This is a genomic window from Xenorhabdus hominickii, from assembly GCF_002632725.1.
Classification (GTDB): Bacteria; Pseudomonadota; Gammaproteobacteria; order Enterobacterales; family Enterobacteriaceae; genus Xenorhabdus; species Xenorhabdus hominickii.
In genome coordinates, this window is the sequence record NZ_NJAI01000001.1 from 867,077 (window position 1) to 884,767 (window position 17,691).

Genomic DNA, 17,691 nt, shown 5'->3' on the forward strand with positions numbered 1-17,691 from the left:
GTGGTCCCACCTGACCCCATGCCGAACTCAGCAGTGAAACGCCGTAGCGCCGATGGTAGTGTGGGGTCTCCCCATGTGAGAGTAGGGAACTGCCAGACAACACTTTTGCCCCAAAGCCATCCGGTTCCGGATGGCTTTTTGGCGTTTGGGGTTTTTAATGTTTACAACTTAAACAATTAATGTGCTTTTCCCTGTTCTATTCCAACCCCTGTCTGTGAACGAATAAATTGATTGCGGAACATTGCCCTTTCTTGTTGACCTTGTTGTGATTTATCGGTTATAGAGAATAACCAAGCTCCTATGAAGGCGATAAACATGGAAAACAGTGCAGGATACTCATAAGGATAGATTGGCTTTTCATGGCCAAGAATACTGACCCAAATCGTTGGACCTAAGATCATTAATACAACCGCTGTCAGCAATCCTGACCATCCACCAATCAGAGTGCCTCGTGTAGTCAGTTTTCTCCAGTACATCGACAGTAAAATAATCGGGAAATTACAGCTTGCTGCGATGGAGAAAGCTAAGCCGACCATAAAGGCAATATTTTGTTTTTCGAACAAAATGCCCAATCCAATAGCAACAACTCCCAGAATCACGACGGTAATTTTGGAGATTTTTAGCTCATCACGTTCATTAGCCTGACCCTGTTTAATCACATTGGCATAGAGATCATGGGAAACTGCTGAGGCTCCTGCTAATGTTAGTCCGGCAACAACCGCTAAAATGGTGGCAAACGCGACGGCAGAGATAAAGCCGAGGAAAAAATCACCGCCCACAGCACTTGCTAGATGGACTGCGGCCATATTCGTACCACCAATTAATGTCCCAGTAGTATCTTTGAACACAGGATTGCCACTGACTAATAAAATTGCACCGAACCCGATAATGAACGTTAGTATATAAAAGTAGCCTATAAAACCAGTGGCATAGAAAACACTTTTGCGGGCTTCTTTGGCATCATTGACAGTAAAGAATCGCATAATGATATGTGGCAATCCGGCAGTACCGAACATTAACGCCAATCCTAAAGAAAGCGCAGATATGGGGTCAGATACCAAACCACCAGGTTTCATGATCGCAGGGCCATTAGCATGAACGGCAATGGCTTCTTTAAACAAAGTATCAAAATTGAAATTTACAGATTTCATGACCATCAAAGCCATAAATGTCGCCCCAGCCAGTAACAGAACTGCTTTGATAATCTGAACCCAGGTTGTTGCTAGCATCCCGCCAAACAGTACATACAGCACCATTAAAATACCAACCAGAATAACTGCGATGTGGTAATTCAATCCGAATAGCAATTCGATAAGCTTTCCTGCTCCAACCATTTGGGCTATCAGATATAACGCAACAACAACCAGTGAGCCTATTGCGGACAAAGTACGAATGGGGCTCTGTTTCAATCGATAAGACGCAACATCAGCAAATGTGTAACGGCCGAGGTTTCTCAATCGTTCAGCGATCAGGAACAGAATAATTGGCCAGCCGACGAGGAAACCAATGGAATAGATCAGTCCGTCGTAGCCAGAGGTATAAACTAACGCTGAAATCCCCAAAAAAGAGGCGGCTGACATATAGTCACCGGCAATTGCCATACCATTTTGAAAACCAGTAATACGTCCGCCAGCGGTATAATAATCTGAGCGTGAAATAGTCCTTTTGGAAGCCCAATAAGTAATGCATAGCGTTAACCCGACGAATAATAAAAACATGACAATTGCTTGAATATTCAAAGGCTGCTTTTCTACATTACCGGAAATGGCATCTGCTTGAGCTAAGGTGGGAAAGAGAAAGGAAAATAAAGGTATTGCTGACAATACGATTTTTTTCATTTTCTCACCTCACTGATAATCGTTGCTTCCAGATGATCAAACTCACCATTTGCTCTGAATACGTAGATCCCCGTCAGGATGAAGGAAATTAAAATGATACCGACACCTACAGGAATACCTCGAGTTATACTTGTACCTTCATAGAGCTGCGTTCCAAGCCACTCAGGAGCAAAGGCAATCAGGAAAATGAAACCCACATAAAGTACTAACATCATGATGGATAACAACCTGGCAAAGCGCCCTCGCTTCTCAACCAATTCTTTGAAGCGAGGGTTATTTTCAATCTCTTGATAAATGTCGGCATTCATCAGAGTATCTCCTTGTTGATTTTAAACGACACACCTTGAGCCACATTATGGGGTGTCACTGATAAGGAATAGTCGTATATGGAGAGCTCATGGCCATTAGTCACCTCATGTATAGTTTGGTGATATGCCATTCAAGCCGCCTTTCGGCGGCGGTTACTATTTACTTTTCAAGGCTATACTCACTTTTTAAGTTGCTACTTTTGTTAGTTGGAACTTGAAATTTATTGGGCATATTACGACATACTTAAGGATTGCTTTTCTTCCAGCAATTTTTCGACCACCCCTGGATCGGCCAATGTGGAGGTATCACCTAAATTACTCGTATCTCCGGAAGCGATTTTACGCAAAATACGCCGCATAATTTTTCCGGAACGCGTTTTAGGCAGAGAGTCGGTCCAGTGCAGGATATCTGGTGTTGCGATTGGGCCTATTTCTTTGCGTACCCAATTTCTGACCTCGGTATAAAGATCTGGAGAGGGTTCTTCACCGTGATTGAGCGTGACATAAGCATAAATAGCTTGTCCTTTGATCTTGTGAGGAATGCCAACAACGGCAGCTTCTGCGATTTTGGGATGAGCAACCAGCGCAGATTCAATTTCTGCGGTTCCCAACCGATGACCTGAAATATTCAGGACATCATCGACGCGGCCAGTGATCCAGTAATAGCCATCCTCATCACGTCGAGCACCATCACCACTGAAATACATCCCTTTAAAAGTGGAGAAATAGGTTTGTTCAAAACGTTCATGGTCGCCATACAACGTTCGAGCTTGTGCTGGCCAGGAAGCAGTAATGACAAGATTGCCTTCACTCTCGCCTTCTAAGATTTCTCCTGAATTATCGATTAATGCCGGGCTGATACCGAAAAATGGTAAAGTCGCGGAACCTGCTTTAAGGTCGATCGCACCGGGTAGTGGCGTAATCATGAAGCCACCTGTTTCGGTTTGCCACCATGTATCCACAATAGGGCATTTACTGTTACCTATCTTTTTGTAATACCACTCCCATGCTTCTGGATTAATTGGCTCACCAACCGTCCCCATGATGCGCAATGAAGTGCGTTTAGTTCCTTTTATGGCGTTATCGCCTTCGGCCATTAATGCTCTGATGGCAGTTGGTGCCGTATAGAGAATATTAACCTGATGTTTATCAATAATCTGACTTAGGCGGTTGACATCAGGGTAGTTGGGAACTCCTTCAAACATTAAGGTCGTCGCACCGCAGGATAGTGGCCCATATAGCAAATAACTATGCCCGGTTACCCAGCCTACATCGGCCGTACACCAATAAACCTCCCCCACGTGATAATCAAATGTGTATTTGAAAGTCAAAGAGGCATAGACCAGATAACCACCCGTCGTATGCAGAACCCCTTTCGGTTTCCCTGTTGAGCCGGAGGTATACAGAATGAATAGAGGATCTTCGGCATTGACCTCTTCAGCAGGGCAATCTGGACTGACACTCTTGATTAATTCGTGCCACCACAAATCACGGCCATCATGCCAATGTTTAGTGTTCTCAGTACGTTTAAAGACAACTACATTAGTGACACTTGCCACCGCTGGGTTGCTTAGTGCCTCATCGACATTTTTTTTCAATGGAATTGTTCGGCCAGCGCGTAAACCCTCATTTGCGGTGACAATAAGCTTGGCATTCGAGTCGATAACTCTGCCAGCGATAGCATCAGGCGAGAAGCCACCAAAAATCACTGAATGGATTGCTCCGATACGGGCACAAGCTAGCATTGCAACGGCAGCTTCTGGCACCATTGGCATATAGATAGCAACGACATCCCCTTTTTTGATGCCCAATTTTCTCAACACATTGGAGAATTGGCAGACATCATGATGTAATTCGCGATACGTAACATGTCGTGATTCTGCGGGATTATCTCCTTCCCAGATAATAGCGGTTTGATCACCACGTTCTTGTAAATGGCGATCAAGGCAGTTAGCGCTTAAATTTAAGGTACCATCTTCAAACCAGCGGATGCTGATATGTCCAGGATCAAAAGACGTATTTTTGACCTTAGTATAGGGCCTTATCCAATCCACTATCTTACCTTTCTCACCCCAGAAGCCTTCGGGATCTTGTAGTGACCATTGATAGTCGTGTAGGTATTGTTGCTTGTTTATCAGGGCCGTTTCTGCGACGTCAGCAGGAATAGGGTGCTTGATTATTTGAGTCATATTTTTATCTCCTTGCAATTGTTAATATTATGTCAAAACAAAGTTAACTGAAGTGTAAGAAGAATTTTTGTTTCTTTTTTGCGCGGAAGATCACGCAATAAAGAGAATAAATTTTATGGAATGATCATTTAATACATCACATTTATATAAAACTAAATAATGATAATTTATTTATTGTTAGGTTAATCTTTTAAATTATTTTTGTTTTATAGATGGTTACTCCAGAATAAGCATGAAATGTGGACACATAATGGAAACCATAGTGACAATATGGAATTGATAATCATTTTCATTGTTGTTTTGATCACTATAATAATCCATGCTGTTCACAAGGTGTGAGTTTTATATATTCTAAACAACTGGAGATAAACATGAGCTATTCACTGCCTTCTCTGTCTTACTCTTATGATGAACTAGAGCCTCATTTTGATAAACAAACGATGGAAATTCATCATACTAAACATCACCAGACTTATGTGACTAACACAAATAACGCTCTGGAAGCTTTCCCTGAATTAATCAAACTGGATATTGATGATCTCATCCAACAGCTCGATAAAATTCCGGCTGATAAGCGTGCTTTCGTTCGTAACAATGCGGGTGGACACTCAAACCACAGCTTATTTTGGAAAGGCTTAAAAAAAGACACAGTTTTGGGTGGTATTTTGAAAACCGCTATTGAGCGTGACTTTGGGAGTATTGATAGTTTTAAGGAGAAATTCGAGCAGGCGGCTGCGACTCGTTTTGGTTCTGGTTGGGCATGGTTGGTGCTGAAAGAAGATGGCAAACTTGCTGTTGTTTCGACCGCCAATCAGGACAGCCCATTAATGGGTGAAGAAATCACAGGGGCTTCTGGCTATCCTATCTTAGGTTTAGATGTATGGGAACATGCTTACTACCTGAAATATCAAAATCGTCGCCCTGACTATATTAAGGCATTCTGGCATGTTGTGAATTGGGATGAGGCAACAAAGCGCTACGTAGAAAAAACGAAATAATTATTTATACCCACTGGATTTCAAGATGCAGCACTTATGTCTTGGGACCAGCTCTCCAGAAGCATAGCTAACTCTATGTTTATAACAACGTGACTGGGGTGAATGAGCGTAGTCAACAAAGTGTCGCCACTTGAAAGACGACGGGGATATTTCCTTATTGTGCCGGCCATGTCTGTGGCCGGCATTTTTATTGTTCGATAATCTTGGTTATTATGCCAAAGTAGTACTTCAGCCGTCATCAATAGTTCATTGAGAGGAAATAAAATGTATTACTCACAAGTTTATAGAGGCAAAATCGCCTCATCAGAGGAGTTAGGCGCCAGTGCAATTAACAAGTTAGTTGTGAATGGGCGCCTAAAGCTTACCTCTCTTGGCCTTGAAGGAGATGAACAGGCGGAAACTCGTTTTCATGGTGGTCCTGATCGTGCGCTTTGCCACTACCCAAGGGAACACTATCTAGTTTGGAAAAGGCAATTTACTGAATTAATGGAACTATTTGTATCTCCACTGTTTGGTGAGAACATATCAACGGAAGGTATGACGGAAGAAAACGTATATATTGGAGATATTTTCCAATGGGGAGAAACCTTGATTCAGGTGACACAGCCACGCTCACCTTGTTACAAGCTTAACCGCATTACAGGAATTGATAACTTTTCTGTCATGATGCAAGAGAGTGGATATTGTGGTTGGTTATATAGGGTTATTTCTTCAGGTTTTGTCAGTGCTGGCGAGCCGATAAAGTTATTAAGCCGTAATAGTGATATTTCTGTTAAAGAAGCCATATCCATCGCTTTTCATAACCCATTTGATGAGGAAGAATACCGTCGTTTAATGGGAGCTGCGGGGTTATCTGCCAGTTGGAACCAGACGATGCAAAAGCGGAGATTACATGGGAAAATTGAGAACTTTAATCGTCGTTTATTTGGGAAATAAAATATCTTTTATAAAGAAATACATTATTAAATCATAGCAAACGATAACAGAATTTATGTTATAGTCATTTTTATCGCCTAGTTAAGGAAATAATATTTTAATTTTCAGCGTCGTTTCCTGAAAACATGAATCCATTTTGTTGAAATAGAAAAGTAAACTTATTTTAATCTTGCTGAGATAATATGTTAATTTAATTAAATTGTTAAATATTATATGATAATGAGAGGTTTTATGAATATACCGAATAAAATTCACTATTTCTGGGTCGGTAATAATGTACCAAAAAAACTCATGATGAATATTATTGTAATGAAAATGGAAAATCCTGGGTTTGAAATTAATTTATGGGTAATAAATAAATCATTAATAACTAAAGCATTTAATGAAATGATAGAAAAAATTTCATTTTCAGGAAAAGAAGTAAATGTGGGAGATCTGTTTGGATGTGAATTTGATAAATTAAGAAGAAATGTTGCTAAAGATTATGATAATAGTATAGGTAAAATTAGCCTTAATTCTTTTTTTATCAGAGAAATAGCAGAGGTTTCTGATGTTCTTAGGTCATCTAGTGAGCGTTTTCTTACTTTAGAATCTATGTTTTATCGCAATATAAATGGACATTTTCAAAATTATGCGTTGGCTAGTGATATTGCCCGCCTTGTTATTTTGTATGCTGAAGGAGGTATTTATTTAGATGCTGATGTGCAATTAGAAAAAACGGATCTTACTGTTATTTATAGAGAGGCTAAATTTAGATATATTGATGCTCCATTAGGAATTTCTTTCGGTAATGTGAGAGGAGATGAATGGAAAGATAATAACTTTGGTGGTAATGCTATTATTGCAGCTCCTGCTAAGTCGAAAGAGATCTTAACTATTCTAAGAATTGCTAATAATAAATTTGATTTAACAAAAATACCTATCTACAAAAGTGCAGATGAAACCAGATCATCATCTTCAAGACGAACGAATCATTCCACTAATCTACTTCACCCGACCAAGCAAATTAAGTTGTTAAATCTGGCTAACCCAAGTGAATCTGTTACTCTGAATCGAAATAATGAGATTAATTATGATCCAAGTAAAAAATATCCGAATGGAAGAAAAGATACATGGGTTGCATCAAGAGTAATTCCAGAATTTCGTTTTGAAGCTGCTTGTAGTAATACTGGGCCTGATATATATAAAGAACATTTAAATAATATTGATAAAAATAGAATACCTGGCGATCGGAGACCTTCTGTTAATTTTAGGTTTGAAAAAAATGGAAGTCGTTATTTTAAAAAGGTTGATGCTTGTGGAAATTGGAGAGAACCTAAAGTATTCAGAGAAAAAGATCGTGATATTTTTCATGTTGATACAGAATTTACTTTATCAACGAACATGAGTTTGACTAATCATGAGATGATTAAACTATTAAAAAAATTAAAATGGTCATGAAAAGAATAAAAAAATTAACACTAAAATGTGCCAAAGGGGACTTATTGGTTCCCTTTGGCATTCATAACAATATTTATATTTTTGTTGTGTTCAAATCATTGTGGATGAGCAATAAACCCGACCGCTTCATAAACTTTGTCTAAAGTTGCTTGGGCTCGAGCTTGTGCTTTGGCTGCCCCTTCTGCCATGATTTGGTTAAGTAATGCTTCATCATTACGGAAATGATGGAAACGTTCCTGCAAACCTGTCAGCATTTCACATACTGCATCAGCAACAGCACCTTTCAAATGACCGTACATTTTGCCTTCAAACTCAGTTTCCAATTCAGAGATAGTTTTTCCGGTCACACCAGCAAGAATATCCAGCAAGTTGGAAACTCCTGGCTTGTTTTCCAGATCATAACATACGCGAGGTGGCTCTTCTGAATCTGTCACTGCGCGTTTGATTTTCTTGGCAACGGATTTTGGATCTTCCAGCAGGGCGATGAGGTTATTACGGTTATCATCTGACTTCGACATTTTCTTGGTAGGATCTTGTAATGCCATCACTTTAGCACCACCTTTTGGAATAAATGGCTCTGGTATAGTGAAAATATCACCGTAAAGGGCATTAAAGCGCAGTGCCAAATCACGGGTCAGTTCAAGGTGTTGCTTTTGATCAACACCTACAGGGATCTGATTGGCTTGATAAAGCAGAATGTCTGCTGCCATCAGAACAGGGTAATCAAACAGGCCTGCGTTGATGTTTTCTGCATGGCGGGCAGATTTATCCTTGAACTGAGTCATGCGACCGAGTTCACCGAAATAGGCGTAACAGTTAAGCACCCAGCTCAATTGAGAATGCTGTGGAACATGGGACTGAACGAAGATAGTGCTTTTCTTTGGATCAACTCCACAGGCGAGGTAGAGTGCCAGCGTATCCAGTGTGCGTTTTTTCAGTTCGTTGGGATCTTGGCGCACAGTAATGGCATGCTGGTTAACAATGCAGTAGATGCAATCATATTCATCCTGCATTTTAACCCACTGACGTAATGCCCCCATATAATTACCGATGGTCAATTCACCGGAGGGTTGCGCGCCGCTGAAAACAATGGGTTTTTGGGAGTTTGGTTTCATTACAGTGGGTTCATTCATCTTATTACGCTTCCTGTCTTTTCAAAGAGGACGATAGTTTCAAAGTGGATAGTCCAATAGTCGGGAGTAAATCCGGAAAATTATCTAATATATAATTTGGTTGGCTTAATGTTATTGATTTCCCATAGTTATATCCATAGGTTAAGCCAACACAAGGGCAACCAGCCGCCTGTGCCGCCAAAATATCATTACGGGAATCGCCGACAAAAAGCAATTCTTCTTTATGTAAACCAAACATGCCCATTGTTAGGTATAGTGGACAGGGATGCGGTTTTTTCTCTTTAACATCATCCCCTCCCAATACTAATGAAAAGTATTCACTGATACCCAATGATTCCAGCAATGGAGCAATAAAAGGTGTTGGTTTATTAGTGACAATCGCCATGGGCAAATTGTGTTTTGCCAATGCTGCCAGTGTTTCTTTTACGTGGGGAAATAGTTTGCTGCCTGTGGTTACGCTAGTTTCATAAAACGCATCAAACAGTTTGCGCATTTCACGCTGCAATTCAGGAGAGGGTTCTGCACCAGCCCATTTCAATGCACGTTCAACCATGATATCAGCACCGTTACCCACCCAAACAGCAACATGCTCTTTGCCCGCTGCTGGGAAGCCTTTGGCTATCAGGGCCTGATCCAAGGCATCAGCCAGACCGCCAGCACTATCTACCAATGTGCCATCTAAATCAAACGCAATGGCACGGATCTCTTTCGCTGCATGACTTATCATTTTGCTACCTTTGCTAATTCACGGCGCATTTCATCAACAACCGCTTTATAATCTGGCTGGCTGAAAATGGCAGAGCCAGCAACAAACATATCAGCGCCCGCCTGAGCTGCTTCGGCAATATTATTGGGTTTGATGCCGCCATCAACTTCAAGAAAGATATCGTATCCGCTGTCATCAATGATCTTGCGAACCTGACGCAGTTTATTCAACGTTTCAGGTATGAAAGATTGACCGCCGAAACCAGGGTTAACGGACATCAGCAGGATCACATCCAGTTTATCTAGAACATGATCAAGATAGCTGAGAGGTGTAGCTGGGTTAAAAACCAAGCCCGCTTTACAACCATGTTCCTTGATAAGTTGCAGGGTGCGGTCGATATGCTCACTCGCTTCGGGATGGAAAGTGATATAGGTTGCACCAGCTTTGGCAAAATCGGGGATAATACGATCAACAGGTTTTACCATCAGATGGACATCAATGGGGGCCATGATGCCATAATCACGCAGTGCCTGACAGACCATTGGCCCAATGGTCAGATTGGGCACATAATGGTTATCCATAACATCAAAGTGTACAACATCAGCACCTGCTGCCAGTACCTTTGCGGTATCTTCACCTAAGCGGGCAAAATCTGCTGATAGAATGGATGGGGCAATCAGAAAATTTTTCTTCATTATTATCTTCTCCAATTCATTGTCTTATCCCCATTATTTCAGGGGCAGGAAACCTCAATCACTTCTGGCAGTATAACGCCAAAAGTTCATCAACTTTACTGCGTGCAAGAATATTTCGGCTTATTGTCCGGCGGACTTTAACGATGTGAAGAGACGCCTGATGATACCATTCCCGTGTCATCGGTGTGTCATGGTTGGATATGAGTACCGGAATACCTTCTTGAGACGCGAGATAATAAGCGATCCGAGCCAGATTTTCCTGATCGTTGAGGTTAAAACTATTTGTATGGTAGGCCGTAAAATTAGCTGTTGCCGAAAGCGGGGCATACGGGGGATCACAATAAACCACCGAGCCTTTTGGTGCATTATTGAGTGTGATTTCGTAATGTTGGCAGATGAACGTGGCTTTCCGGGCTTTTTCTGCAAACCAATAAAGCTCATTTTCAGGAAAATAAGGTTTTTTATAGCGTCCGAAAGGAACGTTAAACTCACCCCGTGAATTATATCGGCAAAGGCCATTATAGCAGTGACGGTTGAGGTAAAGAAACAACATACTGCGACGAAAGGGATTTTTGCTTTTGTTGAACTCTTCTCTCAGACGATAGAAGTTTTCAGCGGTGTTGAATTCCGCTGAGAATAATGGACGGGCATGATTAATAAATTCATCCGCACGAGATTTTACGGTGTCATACAGATCGATCAGATCATTATTGATATCTGATAAAATGTAAGAATCATAATCGGTATTCAGAAATACCGAGCCTGCGCCAACAAATGGCTCAATCAAGCAATCGCCCTCTGGCAGATGACGTTTAATGTCATCCACCAAGGGGTATTTTCCACCGGCCCATTTTAAGAAAGCGCGTTTTTTTTTCATGCCGTCAAATTAGCTATTCAATAATTTCAGAGTCGCAGATTGTACTCTGTTTAGGACAGCATATCAGCGCCTAATCAAAATAGTTTTATTTTTTCAGATCTTGCTGAACCTGTTGTAGTTTTCTGACCCATGGTTTTTTGGCCTGAACGTCCGCGGGAAGTGAGGAAATGGCGTTTTTGGCATCAGAAATTGAATTGTAGTTACCGTGGATCAAAATAAACCATGTTTTACCATCGCGTTTCGTTTGATAAACTTTGTAATTTACAAGGTTATTATTTTTTGCGAAAGCAGTTAAGGTATCAGATCGGCTAGCGCTACTCAATTGGAGTGTGAATCGGTTTGAAGGTGCTTTAAGCAAGTCTACTTTTGTATCAGCTACATTCTTTTTATGTACCTGACTTTCTTCTCTTACTTTATGTTCTATTTTTGGTGGTGAAATTTTCTCAGGTTTTTTCTGTTCAACTGGCGGGGTGACCGTTGGTTGTGCTGGTTTTACAGGGGGGGGGACCAGTTTTTTTTGCACTGAATTATCAATGCTACTCTGTTGTTGATTCAAAGCATCAGAAATATCACCGGGTAATTCTATACGCTGATTGTAGCCCCCCATTTCTGTTGCCGGAGGAACATCATTGCTTGGTGCATCTTTAATTGGCTGTGGGCTGATTTCATGTGTTTCAGGTATAGATTGGTTTGGAGATATGGGCTGCTCTCCCTGCTCAAAACCTTGGTTGTTGGGAGAACTCGAAGATGAGCCTGAAAGGTTAATTCCCTTTTCGATCGAGCTTGAAGCTTGCTGTTTTTCATGCGCAGTGGGTGATTTTAAGGCAGAGCTGATGGCAATAATCAGCAGTAAAAGCACCAGAATCCCAATACCGATCATCATTTGCTGGCGGGAAATTGCCAGTTTGGGGGAATTAGATTGGTTGCGGGATCGCGAAGGGCGGCGATCGGATGTGTCGGGTTTAAATTCGTTTTCTGTTTTTTGTTTGTTTTCTGATTTTAATTCGTCCATATGCCCTCCCAGCAGAGATAATACTGCCAATTATTATTTAACAGGTTTGGCAGTCTGACCTAACTAAAAACGATAATGCTCTATCTGTTAATGTAGATATTTTATAGCATAACAGCCAGATAATGCTTCATTATTCAGCTTTTATTCTCAGCGTAAATTTTGCCATATTCTGAGATCTCATTCAGCGTCTAACTTACTACTTTGCTGGCGATTTTCATCCATCGCAGAGCGGTAGATTAAAATCTGCCATTGGGCATTATCGTGTATTTAGCTGGTGGATGGCAGACATTGACGAATGGCGTCTAAAATAACGTCCTTCCCAATATCAGAACGGAGTTTTGCTTCTCCAATAGCCGTAGGCAATACCAGATGCAATTTTCCCGCAGCAACTTTTTTATCGCGCATCATATGGGGTAAATAGGCAGCCGGAGGCATTTGTTTTGGGCCATTAACAGGTAATTTTGCCCGTTCTAGTAAGCGGATAATGCGCTGGGTATCCTGACTTGAAAATGTGCCGACAAGTTCAGATGCCCGTGCTGCCATTACCATACCGGCAGCGACAGCCTGACCATGCAGCCAGACGCCATAACCCATTTCAGCCTCAATCGCATGTCCAAAGGTGTGACCGAGGTTTAACAGTGCCCGCACCCCACTACGTTCTTGCTCATCGGCGGCCACAACTAATGCTTTGAGTTCACAGCAGCGACGAATGCAATAAGCCATTGCTTGGCTGTCGAGGGCCAGCAATTTATCTATATTGTCTTCAAGCCAGCTAAAGAACTCGCCATCCAGAGTGATGCCGTATTTGATAACTTCAGCCAGACCTGCGTGCAACTCTTGAGCAGGTAATGTTTTCAGACAATTGAGATCGACAATAACAGAAGCGGGCTGGTAAAAGGCACCTATCATGTTTTTGCCGAGAGGATGGTTGACTCCCGTTTTTCCGCCAACAGAAGAGTCAACCTGAGAAAGTAGCGTGGTGGGCACTTGGATAAAACGGGAGCCGCGTTGATAACTGGCAGCGGCAAATCCCGTCATATCACCGATTACACCACCACCAAGAGCGATAAGTGTTGTGTCACGACCATGATTTTTTTCCAATAATGCGGAAAAAATGTCATTGAGCACAAAAAGTGATTTGTACTGTTCACCGTCAGGTAAGATGACCTCATTTACCTGAAGATCCATCTCCTGCAATGTTGCTTTCACCTGTTCAAGATACAGGGGTGCCAACGTTTCGTTGGTCACTATCATGACCTGTTGACCAGCTTGCAGGGGCTTGAATGCCTCACTAGTAGAAAATAGCCCTTCGGCTATGGTAATTGGGTAGCTTCTTTCACCTAACGCAACAGTCACTTGTTCCATATCAGCTTTCGCCTTATCGTTTGCCGCAGTGCGGGCTCGCTATAATCAGTTTTTTTCCAATAATTCAATGATTTGGTTAGCGACGACTTTGGCGCTTTGCTCATCCGTACGAATAGTCACGTCAGCAATTTCCTCGTAAAGAGGATTACGCTCATCAGCCAAATTTTCTAAAACTTCGCGTACAGGTGCATCAACTTGAAGTAAAGGGCGTTTTTTATCGCGCTGGGTACGAGCTAACTGTTTTTCGATGGTTGTTTCTAAATAGACGACCACACCACGGGCAGACAGACGATTGCGGGTTTCTTTTGATTTAACTGAACCCCCTCCGGTCGCCAATACGATGCCTTGTTTTTCAGTCAGTTCGTTAATTATTTTTTCTTCGCGGTCGCGGAAGCCGTCTTCGCCTTCCACATCAAATACCCAGCCCACGTCAGCTCCGGTACGTCGCTCAATTTCTTGATCAGAGTCGTAAAACTCCATATTGAGTTGCTGAGCTAACTGACGACCAATAGTGCTTTTGCCGGCACCCATAGGCCCAACCAGAAAGATATTGCGTTTCTCTGCCATGTTTTTGGTATTACTAAGACTATTTGTTAATGATAACCCGCCCCGCCAATCAGATTAGCCGCGGGACCTAAACTGAAACCTCATGAGTGAGAATGTGAGATCAGATAGGAAAATTATCTCAGCACATCAACCTATATTGCAACTATATAAATCTGACACGAGCTTCTATCAACTGGCTCATGCTTTTATTGGCTGATTGAGAGCCTATTGGGTATAGACTCCTACTTGTGATGTTAGACCTGCTCACTCAATTAGATAATCCTTGTATGCTAAATTACTCTCAGCGTCAAATCCATAAACAGGTCATATTAAGGAAATTAGTAGTAAATCGAGTAAAAAAAGCATATTTTCTTTCAACAACACACTGATATTAATGTGGTATTTTTTATTTGGTTAAATATCAGTCAATTGGGGGTGTAATAAAAATTACTAGCTCCCTGCGGCTGTGTTGTTCTCCTTTTTGGTTAAATAATGAACCCAATACCGGCAAATCTGATAGGTAAGGGACTTTTTGCAGACTCGCGCCTTTTTTCTGTTGAAAAATACCGCCTAGGATCAGGGTTTCCCCATCTCTGACTGTAACTTGTGTCATGATTTCCTGTTTATCAATGGCTAGATTTTCATTTCCTCCCTGACTAATGGGAAAACCGGGCGCGTTCTGGCTGATTTTCAGTGCAAGACGGATTTTTCCCTGCCGCAAAATGTGTGGTGTCACTTCCATGCCTAATACCGCTTCTTTAAACTGGATTGTCGTTTTGTCTTTGTCTTGAACGACATAAGGAATATCAGAACCCTGTTTGATACTTGCGGGTTGCTGGTGTGAGGCTGTTAGCCGTGGGCTGGCAATGATATCGAGCTGGTTTTCCTGCTCCAGCGCACTAAGCTCCATTTCCAGCAGGTTTGCATGGATGCGGGCGGCATTCAGTATCAGTTTATGGTGTTGATGGCCCGCAGGTTGATGTAGATTCAAACGGTTTAATCCCAGTGCCCGATTTTGTGGGTCTGCGGACATCCCCCAATGAATTCCCAATTCATGCAGGGCTTCCCTGCTGCTGGTAACAATATGGGCAGTAAGCTGTACTTGCTGCTGAGGTGTATCGACTTCTTTCAGCCAGTTTTTGATACGGGTAATGGCATCAAACTTATCTTCCAATATTAAACTATTGGTTAAGGGATCGTGTTCAACTTTCCCCCATTTGGTCAGCAGGGCAGGAAGGTTTTTCTGCAACTGTTCTGCTACTTTTCCGGCATCAGCATATTTCAAGGTAATCGCCTGATATTCGATCTCCTGTTCTTGTTCATCTCTCTCTGTCGCGGAAAAGTCAGCGTCGTCCTCTGTTGGAGTTATGGGCGGTTGAAATGGATTTCTCACTGGCTTGTCAAAAACTGGCTTGTTAAAAACGGGTTCGTCAGGAACTAGGTCGTCAAAAATTGGCTCACCCGAAAAAGCAAAGGTTGGTGTTAACAGACCAATTAGCAGAATAAAAGAATGGCTATTCATGATTTCTCCTCATGGCCAGAATTTGACGGCACCATCTCTGGCAAAGGCATATCTGACAAAACGATACGGACAGTCAGCCAATCATCAACGGGGGTAATCGTGAGATGTTTAATCAGTAACGGCGGTTGCAATTGCTGAATTTCACTCAGGAAATGGAGAAATTGGTCATAGTTTAGTGACAGCATGATATGCCAGAAAACATGATCATTTTCTTTTTGGCTTTTCCACTCCATGAGTTGGCTACCAGAGTGAGTTAGTGGCAAATGTAGCCGTTTGAGTACGGTGGCATTTGGGGAGAACGTATTTTGTGGTGAAACATTTTGTGTGGGATCGGACTGCGTAGAAAGATAGCTATCTGGGCCTAGCTCTGCTGTTATCCGCTGGATCTGCTGTTGGATATCAGTTAGGGATGGCAGCTCAGTCAGCCGTTGTTGGGATAACGTTGTATTGTGTTTTTGTTCCCCGATGCTGTCTTGGAGGGTATAAATTTCATGCTGCTTCTCCTGCCAAACAAAAAAATAGAACCCCAGCAGTAGTGGAATAATGACCATTAATTGCTGTGAGAGCAGTAATTGCCACATAGGCCGATGAAACCATTCAAGGTAATTATTGTTCACTGGAACCTCCCATCAACCAGTTTGCATCAATGGTAAAGGCCTTGAGATGATCTTCAGTCGTGGTCATTTTTTTCAGTTGTACATCAATAAGAGAATTACCGTTTGTCAGATTATTCAACAAATCGGAAATATCTTCGTAATTTTGGCTGCGTGCGTTAAAAACCAACTGTCCGCTGTCGTCGCTAAATGCCGTGAGCCAACTTTTTTCCGGTAACAAGCGGGGAAGTTGACGAAATAACTGCAAATACCGTTGATTCTGTTCCATGACTACCTGTTTTTTCCGTAATTGTTCCGTCAATTGATGGTGGTGTTGCACTGCTTGAGATGTGTCCCTGATAGATTGTTGTAATTGAGTAAATTGGTGGTCAAATTCCGTTAATTGTCTGCGATATTGTCCAATTTGGGTTATTTGTTGCATAGAAATGAACACCAATGTGGCTGCCCACAATATGGTTTGCAAACCGAGTAGTAATGTCCATTTGTGGAATTTGTGTCTCAGTTTTTTCTGGCGCCAAGGTAAAAAATTAACTTGATACATTATTGGTCATCCGGCCTGATTGCCAGCCCTGCGGCAATAATGAACGCGTTCATTTTTTCTGGTAAGGGGGGTTGATAGTGGTGGAATACTGACAAAATCTGCCAGCAATTGGTCAATTTTGTCGGCTCTGTTATCGTTTTTACTGATGTTGTTTGTTCTTCATCACTGTAATAAATGGCATCACTTTCTGTTTCTGGTGTCATGGGTAATTGGCCGATGACTTGTGGCAGACAGAGATGCGGTTGTGAAGCTATCAGGCCATAACCAAAAGGACGGCTGGCGGGAGCGACCCATAACCAGTCCGCCGTGCGCCTGTGAATTAACCAACTGTTATCAGGGACGCCCGCAAGTTTGGCAACATAACGTAATGCACAGGGGGAAATATCAATAGCGTCAGGAGATAAATCCATATCCGCAAACAAATTCAGCCAGAGGTTGAGATCTTTTTGTCGGGTGGCGCTGATGCAAACCTGCTGATTATGGATGCGATAGTCCAATGCAAGGTCACTGACAGGGAATTGTTTTTCGGCATTTGCGTGAACAAACCAGCCAAGTTCAGGCTCCTGCAATGCTGTATTGTTGGGTAAGGTCACCTGTCGTTGTAAGGTTTGTTGAACAGGTAGTGCGAATTTTAAGCTAATATTTTTAGGTAACAATGGCCGCCATTGCATTAAAATATGAAGTAATTTTTCAGGTTCTTGTAGCCGTCCTCCTGAAATAATGTCGTCTGGTAAGCGATATTGCCAGCAATGTCGAAGTTGCCAACCGTCACGGCGTTTAATGGCTGCGAGAGCACGAATGTAATGATCTTGGATATCCAGTCCGATATACCATTTAGGTGGATACATGTAGCGATCTCCCTATCTGCGATTTAATGAAAAGTGATTATTCATGAAATTGTGTTACTGAAAGGTCATATTCATAGTGCTGTATAGCCTTTACACACAGTCCTTTATACTATGTACTGATCG

General features: G+C 42.0%; 17 protein-coding genes and 1 other annotated feature. Of the genes, 3 read left to right on the top strand and 14 right to left on the bottom strand.

Annotated features, from left to right (window positions below; genetic code table 11):
* Positions 1-87: a sequence feature (5S ribosomal RNA rRNA prediction is too short), on the top strand.
* Between the two features lie 89 nt (positions 88-176).
* The 3 genes from actP to acs all read right to left on the bottom strand — a co-directional run bounded on the left by actP (position 177) and on the right by acs (position 4,335).
* Complete coding sequence (actP, locus tag Xhom_RS03950; RefSeq protein WP_069317481.1) at positions 177-1,838, bottom strand: cation/acetate symporter ActP; 1,662 nt, start codon at positions 1,836-1,838, stop codon at positions 177-179.
* Positions 1,835-2,146, bottom strand: a complete 312-nt coding sequence (locus Xhom_RS03955; RefSeq protein ID WP_069317482.1) for a DUF485 domain-containing protein — start codon at positions 2,144-2,146, stop codon at positions 1,835-1,837. The genes actP and Xhom_RS03955 overlap by 4 nt, the downstream gene beginning before the upstream one ends.
* 233 nt (positions 2,147-2,379) lie before the next feature.
* Entirely contained in the window at positions 2,380-4,335 is a 1,956-nt protein-coding gene (gene acs, locus Xhom_RS03960) for an acetate--CoA ligase (RefSeq protein WP_069317483.1), read from the bottom strand.
* Between the two features lie 371 nt (positions 4,336-4,706).
* Here acs and sodA point away from each other — a divergent pair, with 371 nt between their 5' ends.
* The 3 genes from sodA (at position 4,707) to Xhom_RS03980 (ending at position 7,709) form a co-directional block, all read left to right on the top strand.
* On the top strand, positions 4,707-5,333 hold the full coding sequence (gene sodA, locus Xhom_RS03965; protein WP_069317484.1) for a superoxide dismutase [Mn]: 627 nt from the start codon (positions 4,707-4,709) through the stop codon (positions 5,331-5,333).
* A 264-nt stretch (positions 5,334-5,597) separates the two neighbouring features.
* Positions 5,598-6,269: a 6-hydroxyaminopurine reductase gene (gene yiiM / locus Xhom_RS03975; protein WP_069317486.1), complete on the top strand. Its 672-nt coding sequence runs from the start codon at positions 5,598-5,600 to the stop codon at positions 6,267-6,269.
* A gap of 231 nt (positions 6,270-6,500) precedes the next feature.
* Positions 6,501-7,709, top strand: a complete 1,209-nt coding sequence (locus Xhom_RS03980; RefSeq protein ID WP_069317487.1) for a TcdA/TcdB catalytic glycosyltransferase domain-containing protein — start codon at positions 6,501-6,503, stop codon at positions 7,707-7,709.
* Positions 7,710-7,804: 95 nt separating this feature from the next.
* Here Xhom_RS03980 and trpS read toward each other — a convergent pair whose 3' ends face one another.
* The 11 genes from trpS to pilM form a co-directional block, all read right to left on the bottom strand.
* Positions 7,805-8,842 carry a tryptophan--tRNA ligase gene (gene trpS, locus Xhom_RS03985; protein WP_069317488.1) on the bottom strand — a complete coding sequence of 346 codons (1,038 nt, stop codon included), beginning with the start codon at positions 8,840-8,842 and terminating at the stop codon, positions 7,805-7,807.
* A 4-nt stretch (positions 8,843-8,846) separates the two neighbouring features.
* The gene (locus Xhom_RS03990; RefSeq protein ID WP_069317489.1) at positions 8,847-9,569 is read right to left on the bottom strand and encodes a phosphoglycolate phosphatase; all 723 of its coding nucleotides are present in this window, start codon (positions 9,567-9,569) and stop codon (positions 8,847-8,849) included.
* Positions 9,566-10,243, bottom strand: coding sequence for a ribulose-phosphate 3-epimerase (rpe, locus tag Xhom_RS03995; protein ID WP_069317490.1), 678 nt, complete (start codon positions 10,241-10,243; stop codon positions 9,566-9,568). The genes Xhom_RS03990 and rpe overlap by 4 nt, the downstream gene beginning before the upstream one ends.
* 58 nt (positions 10,244-10,301) lie before the next feature.
* Positions 10,302-11,120 (bottom strand): adenine-specific DNA-methyltransferase, encoded by an 819-nt coding sequence (gene dam, locus Xhom_RS04000; protein WP_069317491.1) that lies wholly within the window; start codon positions 11,118-11,120, stop codon positions 10,302-10,304.
* 85 nt (positions 11,121-11,205) lie between these two features.
* On the bottom strand, positions 11,206-12,132 hold the full coding sequence (locus Xhom_RS04005; RefSeq protein WP_069317492.1) for an SPOR domain-containing protein: 927 nt from the start codon (positions 12,130-12,132) through the stop codon (positions 11,206-11,208).
* Between the two features lie 267 nt (positions 12,133-12,399).
* Positions 12,400-13,497 carry a 3-dehydroquinate synthase gene (gene aroB / locus Xhom_RS04010; RefSeq protein WP_069317493.1) on the bottom strand — a complete coding sequence of 366 codons (1,098 nt, stop codon included), beginning with the start codon at positions 13,495-13,497 and terminating at the stop codon, positions 12,400-12,402.
* Between the two features lie 45 nt (positions 13,498-13,542).
* Positions 13,543-14,064 carry a shikimate kinase AroK gene (gene aroK, locus Xhom_RS04015; protein WP_069317494.1) on the bottom strand — a complete coding sequence of 174 codons (522 nt, stop codon included), beginning with the start codon at positions 14,062-14,064 and terminating at the stop codon, positions 13,543-13,545.
* A 400-nt stretch (positions 14,065-14,464) separates the two neighbouring features.
* Positions 14,465-15,565, bottom strand: coding sequence for a secretin N-terminal domain-containing protein (locus Xhom_RS04020; protein ID WP_084023195.1), 1,101 nt, complete (start codon positions 15,563-15,565; stop codon positions 14,465-14,467).
* A complete protein-coding gene (locus Xhom_RS04025; RefSeq protein ID WP_069317495.1) occupies positions 15,562-16,182 on the bottom strand; it encodes a hypothetical protein in 621 nt (206 codons plus the stop codon). Before Xhom_RS04025 ends, Xhom_RS04020 begins: the two co-directional genes overlap by 4 nt.
* Positions 16,172-16,720, bottom strand: a complete 549-nt coding sequence (locus Xhom_RS04030) for a PilN domain-containing protein (protein WP_084023197.1) — start codon at positions 16,718-16,720, stop codon at positions 16,172-16,174. The genes Xhom_RS04025 and Xhom_RS04030 overlap by 11 nt, the downstream gene beginning before the upstream one ends.
* A complete protein-coding gene (gene pilM, locus Xhom_RS04035; RefSeq protein ID WP_069317497.1) occupies positions 16,720-17,568 on the bottom strand; it encodes a pilus assembly protein PilM in 849 nt (282 codons plus the stop codon). The genes Xhom_RS04030 and pilM overlap by 1 nt, the downstream gene beginning before the upstream one ends.
* Positions 17,569-17,691: the final 123 nt, after the last annotated feature.